The following is a 13,541-nucleotide window of genomic DNA, read 5'->3' on the forward strand; positions in this document are numbered from 1 at the left end:
TTCTCTAGCCGATGTGTAAGCGCAGCAGCTCGAACAGTCGTGAGCTTGCGTAGAGCAGCAGGCCGATGAAGCCTCCGACGATCGTTCCATTGATGCGGATGTATTGCAGGTCCTTGCCGATGTTCAGCTCGATCTGCCGGGACATGTCGCGCGAGTCCCAGTTCTTCACGGTATCGCTGATGTGCCGCGTGAGGAATTGCGCGAAGTCCGGCGCCAGGCTGCGCGCCGCGTCTTCGAGGTGATCGTTCAGCGATTGACGCAGCGCCGGATCGTGCGCGAGTTCGCGGCCCACCCATTGGCCCATCGCCATCACACGCGCGTGCAACGCCGAGTCGCCGCTCTGCAGGTCGCGCTTGAGCCACGCGCGCAATTCGCCCCACATGTCCTTCACATACGCGCTGAACGCGTCGCCTTCCACCAGATAGCGCTTGAGCTCCTCGCCCTTTTGTAGAAACGCCGGATCGGTCTTGAGTTTGTCGATCAGCTTCTGGGCGGCTTCGTCGAACTTCTGACGCAGCTGATGCGCAGGGTTCTCGCTGATCTGTTCGAGCATCCGGTTCACCGCGCCGGCGATCGCTTCGGCGCCTTTCTCGCCGAGCCACGCGGAGGGCAGGATCTTCTCCATCTTCGGATACTCGCTCTTCACCCACTCGACGATGCGCTCGGCGATGAATTCGCGCGCCTGCGGCTCGCGCAGCAGCGCCACCACCTGATGAATGCCGGCATCGAGCAGCTCCTGATGACGGCCGTCGCGCGTGAGGGTGTCGAGAATCGCGCCGAGCGATTGCGACAGGTCCACCTTCGCAAGCACGTCGCGCAGCGCGTCCTTGATGAAGACCTGGATGCGCACGTCGTCGGTCAGATCGAGAATGCCGCCGGTCAGTCGGACGACGTAGTCGCCGAGCCGCGCGGTGTTGGCCGGCTCGCTCAGCCAGGCGGTGATGCTGCGCGCCGGGTCGTGCTTCTGGATCAGACCGACCAGCGACGGCACGTCGAGGAATTTGTCCTGCACGAACACCGCGAGGTTGTCGGCGATCTTGTGCTTGTTCTTCGGAATGATCGCGGTGTGCGCGGAGACGAGCGGGATCGGCACCCGGCGAAACAGCGCGGCTACCGCGAACCAGTCGGCGAGCGCGCCGACCATCGCGGCCTCCGCGACCGCCTTGATGCCGTCGACCCAGAGGCCGCGCGGCATGAAAGCGGTGACGACGAAAACGCAGGCGGCCGCGAGCAGCAGCAACAACGGCGTGCGCTTGGCCTTCTTCAGTTCGAGTGTCTTGTTCATCGGCGGCAGGGCGGCGGGTCCGGTTCGATTGAAACGATGCGGCGCGCTCAAGGCGCATCAGGCATATAAGGCACTTCAGGCACCTCAGGTCCTCAAGGCGCGCGTTCGGCAACCGCGAGTGTAGCGCCGCCGGGCGCGTGGTGCGCCGCGCATGAGTGACATGCATGAGCTGCACGCATGAGCAGCACGCATTGCCGCGTCCGCGCGGTAACATCTGCGGTTAGACTGCGAGGCGCGCGCCGGGGCGCGCAGCCGGCAATGGAACGGAATGAACGCAATGGAGGCACAGTGATCAGGTTTCTGCATACCGCGGACTGGCAGATCGGCACGCAATTCGGCCAGTTCGAGCCGGATGAGGCGGCACATCTCGCGCAGGCGCGCTTCGACACCGTGCGCCGCATCGCCGACGAAGCCGCCGCGCGTAACGTCGACGCGGTGCTGGTCGCCGGCGACGTGTTCGATCTGCAGACCGTCTCGGACACGGTGATCCGGCGCCTGTTCGCCGCGTTGCAGGCGTTCTCCGGGCCGTGGATCATGTTGCCGGGCAATCACGACGCGGCGCTCGTCGAGAGCGTGTGGACTCGCGCGCAGCGGCTGAACTGCATCGCGCCGAACGTGCGGCTCGTGCTCGAACCCGGCGTGGTGCTGCTCGAAGCGTGCCGCGCCGCGTTGTTGTGCGCGCCGCTCACGCAACGCATTACCTACGACGACACCACCGGCTTCTTCGACACCACGGAAACGCCGTCGGGCTATCACCGCATCGGGCTCGCGCACGGCAGCGTCAGCGGGATTCTGCAGGAAGGCATCGACTCGTCGAATCCGATCGCGCCGACACGTGCGGTCAGTGCACGGCTCGACTATCTCGCGCTCGGCGACTGGCACGGTCATCTGCGCGTCGACGAACGCACGTGGTACGCGGGCACGCACGAGCAGGACCGCTTCCGCGCGAACGAACCGGGCTTCATGCTGGACGTCACGCTCGCCGAGCCGGGTGCGATGCCGCAAGTCGAGGCGGTGCGGGTCGGTCAGTATCGCTGGCATCGCTGGGATGAAACGATCGCGGTGCCGACCGATGTGGACGCGCTCAAGGCGCGGCTCGCCGCATTGGGCAACCACGACGTGCTGCGCGTAAGCGTCGACGGCACCGCCGCGCTGGCCGATGCGCAAGCGCTGCACGTCGCAGTCGAGGAAACCCGCGCACGCGTGCGGGCGCTGCGGGTCGATCTGAGCGGCCTGCAAGTGCTGCCCACCGCCGACGACCTCGCCGAACTCGGCGCGCAAAGCGGCTATCTCGCGAAAGTGGTGGCGCGTTTGCGCGGCTTGCAGGAAGACCCGCAAAGCGACCCGCAGCAAATCAGGCGCGCGGCCGAGGCGTTGTTACTGTTGGCGCGTTTTCAACGTGAAGTGCCGCGCGAAGCGAGGTCCGCATGAAGCTGCAAAGTATCGCGATCCAGGAGTTCAAGCAGTTCGGCGGGCGACTCGTCATCGACGATCTGCAGCCGGGGCTCAATCTGTTCACCGGGCCGAACGAGGCCGGCAAAAGCACGGTCGCCGAAGCGGTGCGCGCGGTGTTTCTCGAACGCTACAAGGCTTCGCATCTGAAGGACCTGTTGCCTTGGGGCAAGGCGAGCGGACAGCCGTCGGTCGAGGTGAGCTTCGAGCTGGACGGTGTGCAGTGCCGGCTGTCGAAGCAGTTCGTCACGCGTCAGCGCTGCGAGCTGAAGATCGGCCAGGCCGTGTACGGCGAGGACGAAGCCGAGGACAAGCTCGCGGCGCTGCTCGGATTTTCGCGCGCCGCCCGCGGGCCGTTGAAGGCCGAGAACGCGGGCGTGCCGGGACTCTTGTGGGTGCAGCAAGGCGGCACGCAGGAAGTGCGCGATTCGACGGGGCACGCGGCGCAGTATCTGCGCGATGCGCTGTCGCAACTGTCGGGCGGCAACGAGTCGGCCGGCGAGGATGCGTTGATCGCCGCCGTGCAGCGCGAGTTGCGGCAACTGCTGACGGCGCGCACGCAGAAGTCGACCGGGCCGCTCGCCGAGGCCGAAACGACCTTGGCCGCGTTGATCGCCGAGCGCGACGAGTTGGAGCAGCAGCGTCAACAGTTCGAGGAAAACATCGCGCGGCTCGCGTCGCAGCAGGAAGCGTTCGACGACACGCAGCGCAAGCGTCCGTGGGAGCTTCACGAGCAGAAGGCCGTGCTCGCGCAGCAGCGCGCCGATGCCGCCGCGGAACTCGAACGCAGTCTGCAGGGGCTCGCGCAGTCGTTGCAGGTGAGCGAAGCGGAGCTGGCGCTGTCGCTGCAACACGAGCAGGCCGCGGCCGAACTCGAAGCGGCGATCGCGCGCGAGCGCCAGCAACTCGACGCGGCGCGCGCCGACGTCGCCGCCGCGCAGACCGCGCATGCGCAAGCATCGGGCGGCGTCGCGCAATTCGAGCAGGCCGCGCTCGATGCGAACCGCGCGCTCGAACTGGCGAACGCCGCCGTGACCGCCGCCGACTTGCGCAACCAGATCGGCTTTTACCGCACCGAGAGCGAGCGGCTCGACGCGGCGATCGCCGCTGCCGGCAAGGCGAATGACGCCGTGCTCGAAGCCGCGCGCGACGCGGCGGCGGTCGAAATCGACGAGGCGAAGCTGAAGCGCCTCGCCGCGCTCGACGGCGAGCTGACCGTGTTGCGCGCCCGTACCGAAGCGGCGATGACGCGCATCGAATATCGGCTGAACGGCGCGCTGAGCGTCGACGGCGCGCCGATCACGGGTGATGGCGTGCTGCGCGTCGACGACGAAAAGCTGATCGGCCTCGGCGAACTCGGCGAATTGCGCGTGATTCCGGGCGTGTCCGGTCTGTCCGCGCAACTGGCCGAACTCGCGTCGCTCGAAGCGCGGCATGCGCAGTTGTTGCAGGCGCTGGGCGTTGCATCGCTCGGCGAGGCCGAGGCGCGTCACGACAAGTGGAAGACGCTGATCGCGCAGCAGAAAAGCCAGGCGAAGATCCTCGACGTGCATGCGCCGCAAGGCATTGACGCGTTGCGGGCGGCGCTGGCGTCGGCGGCCGCGCGCTTGCAGGCGTCGAACGAACGGCTCGCGGGCTTGCCCGATGTGTCCGCCGCGCTGCCGCTCGACGAAGCGCGCCGCAACGCGGACATCGCACGCGATGCGCTGGAGGCCGCGAGAAAATTGCTGGCGCAAGCCGCCGAAAAGCGCTCGACCAGCAGCGCAACCGCCGAATCGCTCGCCGCGCAGTTGCAGCGCAAGGAAGCGCAGTTGAACGACGACGCCTATCGCCGCCATCGCGCGCAGTGGCAGACGAAAATCGTCGAACAGCGCGTGCAGGTCGACGCGCTGCGGAAGCAGCGCGAGGGACGCGAGCGCGAACTCGACGCGGCGCGTCTCGACGATCCGGCCGCGGAGGCAAAGCGTTATCGCGCGTCGGCGGAACTTGCGCGCAACGAGCAGCACGAGCGGCAGGTGCGGATCGCGCAATTGCGCAGCCAGTTGGAGACCGTTGGCGCGTCGGGGCTCGGCGAACGGCTGGCCGCGCTCGACGCGCGGGTCGAGCAGGCCACGCGCCGCAAGGACGAACTCGCGTTGCGGGCGAGCGCGTTGAGTCTGCTCGACGAAGTGCTGGTCGACGAACGCGATGCGGCGCTCGCGCAGTTGCGCGCGCCGTTGACCGAGCGGCTCGGGCACTATCTGAAGCGGATTTTCCCGCAGTCGAGCATGGCGCTCGGCGACGATCTGAGTCCCGCGACGCTGGATCGCTACGGCCGCGCGGATACGCTCGATGCGCTGAGCTTCGGCACGCGCGAACAGCTCGGCATTCTGACCCGGCTCGCGTATGCGGACCTGCTGAAGGCGTCAGGCAGGCCGACGTTGCTGATGCTCGACGACGCGGCCGTGCATACCGATGCCGCGCGGCGCGATGCGTTGAAGCGTGCGTTGATCGATGCGGCGACGCGTCACCAGATTCTGGTGTTCACGTGTCACCCGGAGTTGTGGGACGACCTGGGGGTGAGGCAGCGGGCGCTCGACGATCTGAAGGCGGTGGTGGCCTAGCGCCCGACGCGCCGCGTTGTTGTCGTGGCTGTCATGGTGAGCGCAAGAGCCGGCGCGTGCCGGCTCATTCGTACCAGCGCGGCGTGTAGACCCACTCGGTGCCGCCGGCGCCTTCAATGCCGCTCGCGAATTTGCGTGTCGTCGACGAACCGACGATCACCATCGTCCGCATGTCCACCTTAGACGAACGCAACTCGCCCAGCGTGAGCGTGCGCAGCGTGCCGCCCGGCCGGCCGATATCGCGCCCCAGCACCACCAGCGTTCCGGCCGCGCGATACTCACGCACGATGTCCAGCGCCTTGTCCAGTTGCCACGGACGCGCGCGCGAAATCGGGTTGTAGAACGCCATCACCAGATCGGCTTCGGCCGCGTGCCGCAGACGCTTTTCGATGATCGTCCACGGCTTCAGGTTATCGGACAGTGACAGCATGCAGAAGTCGTGGCCGAGCGGTGCGCCAGCCTGCGCGGCGGTTGCGAGCGCCGCCGACACGCCCGGCACGATCGACAGTTCGACGGCGGCCCACGCCGAGTCTTGCGACGCTTCGAGTGCTTCGAGCACGGCGGCGGCCATCGCGAACACGCCCGGATCGCCCGACGACACCATCACCACCGAGCGTCCTTCGCTCGCCAGTTCGAACGCGTGCCGTGCGCGCTGCAATTCCTCGCGATTGTCGGTGCCGTGCACGCGCTGGTCGGCGCGCAACGGGCCGGCCATTTTCACGTAGGTGTCGTAGCCGAGGATGTCGGTGGCCTCATCGAGCGCCTGGCGGGCGGCGGGCACCATCAGATCCGCGCGGCCCGGGCCGAGGCCGATGACCGTCAGACGGCCGCGCGCGCGGCCGATCGTGCTCGGGTCGACTGCGAGCGATGACACGGCAAGCGCGATGCCGGTGCTGGTGTCGTCGGACAGCGTTTCGTAGGGGACGCGCAGCGCGGCGCGCAGCAGGTGGGTCGGTGCGGGGTCATCTTCGTCGGGGCGGGTCGGCGCGAAGCGCAACGGCACGTCGAGGCGCGCGGCGGCTTCGGCGAGCAACGGGGCGGCGATGCTGTCGGACGGAGCGAGCAAGGCGGCCAACGACATCGGCGAGAGACCGTGTGCAGCCAAAGCCCCCTGCACACGTGAGACGATCGCTGCACTCGCACTCGCACTCGCACTCGCACTCGCACTCGCAACGCTCACGGCCGCAACCACGCTACGCGGATGAATCACCAACTCATCCTCGCGTCCGTCCCACGCGCGCGGCGTCACGCGAATCGCAAGCCGTGCCGACGAGGAGCGAGGCAACTGCGCATCGTCGAGCCACGGCGCGTCCCCTTCGATACGCGTGCTTTCGCCCGCCAGCAGATCCGACACGAAACGCTTGCCTTGCCCGAGATCGGCCAGCACGTAGCCCTCGGGCGGATTGAGCACGCAGGTGCCGAAGCGCAACTCGCCGCTCGTCGTGATCGCGGGCGGCACCGCCAGCGCGGCGGCGATCTCGCGCGCCATCACGTTGACGCCGGCCAGCCCGCCGAGCAGCGGCACGACCGCGCTACCATCCTCGGCGACGACCAGCACCGGCGGCTCGACGCCCTTGTTCGACAGCAACGGCGCGAGGCAGCGAATCACGATGCCCGCCGCGCACAACGCGACGATCGGCGTGCCGCGCGCGTACAGCTCGCGCAGATGCGTGCCGAGGTCCGCGTATGAGACGTCGGCGTCGACGCGTCCCTGCAACGCATGCACCTGGCACATTCCGCCTGCCGGCCGCGCCGGGTCCTCGGCATACACCGACTGAATCCGCCGCGCGGTCGCCAACGCGCCCGCGCCGAGAATCACGATCGCGGGCGCGCTCATCCTTGCCATTTTTCCCCCGGCACGACCAGCAGCGAAAAATACGGCGACGCCATCGGATCGACTTCGGCGAGCGGCACGATGCGTTGATTGCCCATCGTCGCGCGTTCGACGTACAGCGCGCGCTCTGCGAGACCGAGTTCGCCGAGCACGCGCCGCACCTTGTCGAAATTGCGGCCGAGCTTCATCACGACAGCGGCGTCGGCATCGGCGAGACGGCGGCGCAATTCGTCCTCGGGCAGCACGCCCGACAGCACCGACAAACTCTGGTTGCGATACACAAGCGGCGCACCGAGCACCGCCGCGCCGCCGAGCATCGAGCACACGCCGGGCACCACTTCGCTTTCGTAGCGCGCCGCGAGCCGGTCGTGCAGATACATGTACGAGCCGTAGAAGAACGGATCGCCTTCGCAGATCACGGCGACGTCGCGGCCCGCATCGAGATGATCGGCGACGATCCCGGCGGCGGTGTCGTAGAAGTCGGCGATGATCGCCTCGTACGAGAGCGGCGGTTCGAGCGCTTCGGTCGTGACCGGATAGACCAGCGGCAAGTGAGCCTGAGCCTCATGCAAATGCGCCTCGATGATGCTGAACGCGTTGCCCTTTTTGCCCTTCGCGACGAAGTACGCGACCACCGGCGCCGCCTTCAGAAGACGCAGCGCCTTCAGCGTGATGAGTTCGGGGTCGCCGGGGCCGACGCCGATTCCGAACAGTCGTCCTTGCACGCTCATTTATTCGATCTCCGTGGCCAGTGCGTTGACGGCGGCGGCGGCCATCGCGCTGCCGCCGCGCCGACCGTGCACCACCACGTAGGGCACGCCGCGGCTGTCGTCGGCGAGCAGCGCTTTCGATTCGGCCGCGCCGACGAAACCCACCGGAAAGCCGAGAATCAACGCGGGCTTCGGAGCGCCGGCATCGAGCATGTCGAGCAGATGGAACAGCGCGGTCGGCGCATTGCCGATCACGACCACGCTGCCCGCAAGATGCGGGCGCCACAATTCGAGCGCGGCGGCCGAGCGCGTGTTGCCGAGTTCGCGCGCGAGCGCCGGCACATCCGGATGCGTGAGCGTGCAGATCACGTCGTTGTGCGCGGGCAGCCGCGCGCGCGTGATGCCTTGCGCGACCATGCCCGCGTCGCACAGGATCGGCGCGCCGTGCGCGAGCGCCGCGCGGCCCGCGGTGCCGGCGCCCTCGGAGAACTGCAGCGCGTCGATCACGTCGACCATCCCGCACGCGTGGATCACGCGCACCGCGAGTTTTTCGAGGTCGGCGGGGACGCGCGACAGGTCGGCTTCCGCGCGGATCGTCGCGAACGATTGGCGATAAATCTCCTGACCGTCGCGAATGTAATCAAGCATCGGTGTCACTCCGGGACAGGTGGTCGAGCAGGTCGGCGGCCCGCGCGATCGTCAGTTGGTACGCGACGCAGCGGCCGAAGCCGGGGCCGTGGTCGTCGCGTCGATAAAGGTCGTAGAGGCCGGGCGCTACCGCGAGCAGCGTGTACGGCGCGCGATGCGCGGCGGCGCACGAGCGGGTGCAGCCGCTCAGATGCACGTCGACGTTCGCGGGCAGCACGGCGGCGAGTTGCAGCGCGTCGGCTTTGGTATCGGCGAGGCCCTTCGCGCAGCCGCTCGAACCGGCGCACGCGATCAGGCGCGCGAAAGGTTGCGCGGGATCGCAGGCGAGGCCGAGCGCGTTCAGTTCGGCGAGCACGGCGGGCAGTGCGCCCGTCGTGATGTCGGGCAGCAGCACGCTTTGCCAGGGCGTCGCGCGCAGCGTGCCATTGCCGTAACGTTGGGCGAGCGTGGCGACGGCGTGCAGCGTGGGCACGTCGAGGCGGCCGAGCGGCGGCTGGCCGCCGGCGTGCCACGTGCCGGGTTCGCGTTGGGCATGGGCCCCGAGACGAAGGGTGGCATCGGCGGGCGTGCTGCGGCGCCAATTGCCGAGCGTCGCGTCGCGTGACAGCGGGAAGTCGACGTAGCGTTGCGCGTGTTGCAGCAGCGTGTCGACCGAATGCGTGGCGAGCAGATGACGCATGCGGGTGGCGTCGGCGGGCGCGAGGTCGAGGAACGTGTGCAGCAGCGCGCGCACGAGACGCGCAGCGCGTGGCGCGGCGATGGCCGCTAACGCGCCCTGGTCGCGCGCACGCGCATTGGTGCGGGCGTTTCGCGTGGATGCGGTCGTATGGGAAGCCGAAGTAGCCGGGTGCGCCGAGGGTGCATGGGCGTGTCCATCTGCATCCCCATTCGCACGCGCGGGGGCATTTACCGGCGGACAACCCGCCAACCCAAACACGAATCGCACGCCATCGTGATCTTGTGTCGCCGCGAGCCACACGTCATGCGGATGATCGACTCTCGCCAGACGCTCGCCACCGTCCAGCAGCAACGCGAATTTCGGCGACAGCTCTGCGAAACGCGATTCGCTTTGCAGCAGCGTGAGGAGTTCGGCGCATAGCGGCGTGGTGTCGATTAGCGCGAACGCATCGCGTCCGGCCACGGGGCTGATCATCACGTTGCGCACATCGTCGGCGGCGGCTATTGTCGCGGCGTTCGAATGGTCGGCTGCGTTTGTTGCGTCCGGCGCGTTGGACGCGTCCGCGCTTACCGCAGGCATCGTCATCGGCCCGAGCCCCGCATCGACCAGCGCGGCAATCAACGCCGCTTCGTGCCCCTCACGCACCCCACGCACCTGCAGATTCGCGCGATTGGTCAGCTCGATCATCCCGGTCGCGTGGCGCGCGCTCGCATCGGCAATGACTCGCGCCTGGGCCGCGCTCAACTCGCCGCCCGGCAGCTTGATCCGGCAGATCCCGCCATCGCGCGCGGCGACGATGCGCAGCAGCCCCGGACATGCCGAAGGCCGCGGCGTCGAAGCCGCGCGGGGCAAAGCAGTGGAGGGCGAAGCTTGAGTCAAGACGGACACCGGTTTAGCGTCGCGCGACGGCCCGAGCAATCCGCGACGCGGATTGCTGCGGCATCGGTACACCCCGCCCGATGTTGGCTGGCACGAACAGTCTCGCCGGCAGGTCTCCTGGCTGGCAGGTCATCGTCCGCCGCTGCCTTCCCGGTTGAACCAGTGGCGCGTAGCGCAGGCGGACTCGCTGCATACAGTTGCGGGGGCAGCCACAGTCACACTGTGTTCCCTCTTCGGCCCCGAAGGGCACCGGCGGCTGTATTATGCCTTTTTTCGAACCGTGCAACGAGGCTGGACGCTTTGACCAGCTTGGCGCGGCGCATTGTCGAAGGCACAGAATGAGGATGGTGGCATGCCGGCGTGGCTGACCGTGGTGGGCATTGGCGATGACGGCTTCGCCGGTTTGGGGCGGCCCGCGCGGCGTGCGTTGCTGACGGCGTCGGTGGTGTATGGCGGCGAGCGTCATCTGGCGATGTTGCCCGCGCGTCTCGGCGCGCGTCGCGCCGCGTGGCCGCGTCCGTTCGATCTCGCGCCGCTGCTCGCCGAGCGCGGCTCGGCGGTATGCGTGCTGGCAAGCGGGGACCCGATGCTGTTCGGCGTCGGCGCGACGTTGGCGCGGCAGTTGCCTGCTGGCGAATTGCGGGTGCTGCCCGCGCCGTCGTCGTTATCGCTGGCGGCCGCGCGGCTTGGCTGGCCGTTGCAGGAAGTCGCGACGGTATCGCTGGTCGGGCGACCGCTCGCGACGCTCAATGCGCATCTGCACGACGGCGCGCGCGTGTTCGTGCTGAGCGCGGACGGCCACACGGCTGCCGCGATTGCCGGCTTGCTCGACGCGTGCGGCTTCGGCGCGACGCGCATGAGCGTGCTCGAACATCTGGGCGGCGAACGCGAACGGCGCATCGACGGTCGCGCGGACCAGTGGAGCGCGGGCGACGTCGCCGCGCTGAATCTGATCGCGCTCGAATGCCACGCGACGTCGAACGCGGCGCGTTTGCCGCTGACCTCCGGCTTGCCCGACGACGCGTTCCGTCACGACGGCCAGTTGACCAAACGCGACGTGCGTGCGATCACGCTCGCGCGCCTCGCGCCGACGCCCGGCGAATTGCTGTGGGACGTGGGCGCGGGCAGCGGTTCGATCGGCATCGAATGGATGCGCGCGCATCCCGCTTGCCGCGCAATCGCGATCGAAGCGCATGCGCAGCGGCAGCGCTTCATCGAACACAATCGCGATGCGTTGGGCGTGCCGGGGCTGCAACTCGTCGCCGGGCGCGCGCCTGATGCACTGGCTGGCTTGCCGGCGCCGGATGCGGTGTTCATCGGCGGCGGCGTCACGGTGCCGGGTGTGCTGGACGCGTGCTGGGCAAGTTTGCGCGACGGCGGCCGGCTGGTCGCCAATACGGTGACGTTGCAGGGCGAGGCGGCGCTCGTCGCGTGGCGCGAGCGGGTCGGCGGCACGCTGACGCGGATCGCGCTCTCGCAGGCGCAGCCGCTCGGCGGGTTCGATACCTGGCGGCAGGCGTTGCCGATCACGTTGCTGGAAGCGAGGAAGGGCGAGGGCAACGCTGCATCGCCTCACCAACCGTAATGCGCGAAGAATCCCCCGAACAACCCGCGCCGCTGCGTAGCGGCTACACGACCGGCAGTTGCGCGACCGCGACGTCGCTCGCGGCGGCGCGTCTGCTGCTTGCCGGGGTGGTCAGCGAAGTCGCGGAGATCGTGCTGCCGAAGGGCCAGCATGTGCCGATGCCGATTGTGTTCTGCCGCCTGATCGACGGCGGAGCGAACGGCGCCGAAGCCGGTACTGTCAAGGATGCCGGCGACGACCCCGATGTGACTCACGGCGCAATCGTGTTCGCGCGGGTGCGTCTCGTCGCCGAAGCGGGCGTGGTGTTCCGCGCGGGTCCGGGCGTCGGCACGGTGACGCGCGCGGGCCTCACGCTGCCGGTCGGCGAACCGGCGATCAACCCTGTCCCGCGCAAAATGATGACCGAGCATCTGAACGAACTCGCCGCCGAACACGCGTACCGCGGCGGCTTCGAGGTGACGATCGGCGTCGAAGGCGGCGAAGAACTCGCGCTGAAAACGATGAACCCGCGCCTGGGCATACTCGGCGGCCTGTCGATTCTGGGCACCACCGGCATCGTGCGGCCGTTCTCGTGCTCGGCGTATATCGCGTCGATCCATCAGGGTATCGACGTCGCGCGCGCCAACGGCTACGCGCATCTGGCCGCCTGCACCGGCAACGCGAGCGAAGACGCGATGCGCGCCCGTTATGCTCTGCCGGATATCGCGCTGATCGAGATGGGCGACTTCGTCGGCGCGGTGCTCAAGCATATGAAACGCGCACCCGTCGAACGCCTGAGCATCTGCGGCGGCTTCGGCAAACTCAGCAAACTGGCGGCGGGCCATCTCGATCTGCACAGCCGCAATTCGAGCATCGATCTCGAACGGCTCGCGACATGGGCCGCGCAATCCGGCGCCGACCCAGCGTTGCAAGCGGCCATCCGCGCGGCCAACACGAGTCAGCAGGCGGTCGCGCTGGCGCACGCGCAGCAGGTGCCGCTCGGCGATATCGTCTGCCAGCATGCATTGACGGTGGCGCGCGAGATCGTGCCGCCGCAGGTGAACGTGGAGATGTTCGCGATCGATCGTCAGGGCAACATTATCGGAGTGGCGCAATGATGCGGGTCCTGTTGCTCGGCGGCACTGGCGACGCGTTGAAGATCGCGCGGCAACTCGGCACCGCACACGTGTACAGTCTCGCAGGCCTCGGCAAGGTGCCGGACGATCTGGCATGCGCGGTGCGGGTCGGCGGCTTCGGCGGCGCCGAAGGCATGGCGCGCTACATCCAAAGCGAAGCGATCGGCCTCGTGATCGACGCGACGCATCCGTACTCCGCGCGCATCAGCGCGAACGCGGCCAACGCGTGCCGCACGGCGCGCGTGCCCTGCTGGGCGCTGCGCCGTCCGGGCTGGCAGCCGCAAGTCGGCGACGACTGGCGCATGGTCGGCGATTGGGACGAACTGACTGCGGCGCTCGTGCCGTTCAGGCGGCCGCTCTTCACGCTAGGCCGCGAGCCACTCGCGCATCTCGACGAAATTCCGCCGCAGCAGTTCTGGACGGTGCGTTGTCTCGATGCGCAGCCGGACACCGCGCGTTCACGCGTCATCGCGGCGCGCGGACCGTTCACGCTCGAAGGCGAGCGGGCGCTGTTCGCGTTGCAGGCGTTCGACGTGTTGGTCAGCAAGAACAGTGGCGGCAACGCGACCGAAGCGAAGCTGCAGGTCGCGCGCGAACGCGGCTTGCCGGTCATCATGCTGCGCCGTCCTGCGTTGCCTGAGGTGGAGCGCGAATTCGACAGCGTCGCCGATCTGCTTGAAGCACTGCGCGGCCAGAAGATCGAGCTTCGCGCCGGGCCGGACGCACCAGGCGCGGCGGCGACATGAATATT

General features: G+C 68.3%; 10 protein-coding genes and 1 riboswitch. Of the genes, 5 read left to right on the top strand and 5 right to left on the bottom strand.

All coding sequences use genetic code 11. The annotated features are described in order from the left end of the window. Positions 1-4: 4 nt before the first annotated feature. Entirely contained in the window at positions 5-1,285 is a 1,281-nt protein-coding gene (locus BGI01S_RS11400; RefSeq protein ID WP_042325333.1) for a DUF445 domain-containing protein, read from the bottom strand. 288 nt (positions 1,286-1,573) lie between these two features. On the opposite strand from BGI01S_RS11400, the gene BGI01S_RS11405 reads away from it, so the two are divergent. Together BGI01S_RS11405 and BGI01S_RS11410 are read left to right on the top strand one after the other, a co-directional pair. After that, on the top strand, positions 1,574-2,716 hold the full coding sequence (locus BGI01S_RS11405) for a metallophosphoesterase family protein (protein WP_042325336.1): 1,143 nt from the start codon (positions 1,574-1,576) through the stop codon (positions 2,714-2,716). Continuing rightward, complete coding sequence (locus BGI01S_RS11410; protein WP_042325338.1) at positions 2,713-5,340, top strand: AAA family ATPase; 2,628 nt, start codon at positions 2,713-2,715, stop codon at positions 5,338-5,340. The genes BGI01S_RS11405 and BGI01S_RS11410 overlap by 4 nt, the downstream gene beginning before the upstream one ends. Positions 5,341-5,404: 64 nt before the next feature. Here the strand turns inward: BGI01S_RS11410 and cobJ are convergent, their stop codons facing one another. The 4 genes from cobJ to BGI01S_RS11430 are packed head-to-tail and all read right to left on the bottom strand — an operon-like array spanning position 5,405 to position 10,099. Then, a complete protein-coding gene (gene cobJ / locus BGI01S_RS11415) occupies positions 5,405-7,177 on the bottom strand; it encodes a precorrin-3B C(17)-methyltransferase (RefSeq protein ID WP_084585339.1) in 1,773 nt (590 codons plus the stop codon). Then, positions 7,174-7,905, bottom strand: a complete 732-nt coding sequence (locus BGI01S_RS30530; RefSeq protein ID WP_042325341.1) for a precorrin-2 C(20)-methyltransferase — start codon at positions 7,903-7,905, stop codon at positions 7,174-7,176. The genes cobJ and BGI01S_RS30530 overlap by 4 nt, the downstream gene beginning before the upstream one ends. Further along, positions 7,906-8,532, bottom strand: a complete 627-nt coding sequence (locus BGI01S_RS30535) for a precorrin-8X methylmutase (RefSeq protein WP_042325343.1) — start codon at positions 8,530-8,532, stop codon at positions 7,906-7,908. Next, complete coding sequence (locus tag BGI01S_RS11430; protein WP_084585354.1) at positions 8,525-10,099, bottom strand: oxidoreductase; 1,575 nt, start codon at positions 10,097-10,099, stop codon at positions 8,525-8,527. The genes BGI01S_RS30535 and BGI01S_RS11430 overlap by 8 nt, the downstream gene beginning before the upstream one ends. Before the next feature lie 81 nt (positions 10,100-10,180). Next, positions 10,181-10,359, bottom strand: a riboswitch (cobalamin riboswitch). A gap of 83 nt (positions 10,360-10,442) precedes the next feature. On the opposite strand from BGI01S_RS11430, the gene BGI01S_RS11435 reads away from it, so the two are divergent. Genes BGI01S_RS11435 through BGI01S_RS11445 form a run of 3 tightly spaced genes read left to right on the top strand, consistent with a single transcriptional unit; the run spans position 10,443 to position 13,536 of the window. Continuing rightward, positions 10,443-11,675, top strand: coding sequence for a bifunctional cobalt-precorrin-7 (C(5))-methyltransferase/cobalt-precorrin-6B (C(15))-methyltransferase (locus BGI01S_RS11435; protein ID WP_042325345.1), 1,233 nt, complete (start codon positions 10,443-10,445; stop codon positions 11,673-11,675). After that, a complete protein-coding gene (locus BGI01S_RS11440; RefSeq protein ID WP_042325346.1) occupies positions 11,675-12,772 on the top strand; it encodes a cobalt-precorrin-5B (C(1))-methyltransferase in 1,098 nt (365 codons plus the stop codon). Before BGI01S_RS11435 ends, BGI01S_RS11440 begins: the two co-directional genes overlap by 1 nt. After that, the gene (locus BGI01S_RS11445) at positions 12,769-13,536 is read left to right on the top strand and encodes a cobalt-precorrin-6A reductase (protein WP_042325347.1); all 768 of its coding nucleotides are present in this window, start codon (positions 12,769-12,771) and stop codon (positions 13,534-13,536) included. The genes BGI01S_RS11440 and BGI01S_RS11445 overlap by 4 nt, the downstream gene beginning before the upstream one ends. The last annotated feature ends 5 nt before the right edge of the window (positions 13,537-13,541 follow it).

It is taken from the genome of Paraburkholderia ginsengisoli NBRC 100965 (assembly GCF_000739735.1).
Lineage (GTDB): Bacteria > Pseudomonadota > Gammaproteobacteria > Burkholderiales > Burkholderiaceae > Paraburkholderia > Paraburkholderia ginsengisoli.

Bases quoted from the DNA above. Each gene is read 5' to 3' on its own strand.
- BGI01S_RS30530 (WP_042325341.1), bottom strand. From the start codon at position 7,905: ATGAGCGTGCAAGGACGACTGTTCGGAATCGGCGTCGGCCCCGGCGAC.
- BGI01S_RS11400 (WP_042325333.1), bottom strand. From the start codon at position 1,285: ATGAACAAGACACTCGAACTGAAGAAGGCCAAGCGCACGCCGTTGTTG.
- BGI01S_RS11440 (WP_042325346.1), top strand. From the start codon at position 11,675: ATGCGCGAAGAATCCCCCGAACAACCCGCGCCGCTGCGTAGCGGCTAC.
- BGI01S_RS30535 (WP_042325343.1), bottom strand. From the start codon at position 8,532: ATGCTTGATTACATTCGCGACGGTCAGGAGATTTATCGCCAATCGTTC.
- BGI01S_RS11410 (WP_042325338.1), top strand. From the start codon at position 2,713: ATGAAGCTGCAAAGTATCGCGATCCAGGAGTTCAAGCAGTTCGGCGGG.
- BGI01S_RS11435 (WP_042325345.1), top strand. From the start codon at position 10,443: ATGCCGGCGTGGCTGACCGTGGTGGGCATTGGCGATGACGGCTTCGCC.
- cobJ (WP_084585339.1), bottom strand. From the start codon at position 7,177: ATGAGCGCGCCCGCGATCGTGATTCTCGGCGCGGGCGCGTTGGCGACC.
- BGI01S_RS11445 (WP_042325347.1), top strand. From the start codon at position 12,769: ATGATGCGGGTCCTGTTGCTCGGCGGCACTGGCGACGCGTTGAAGATC.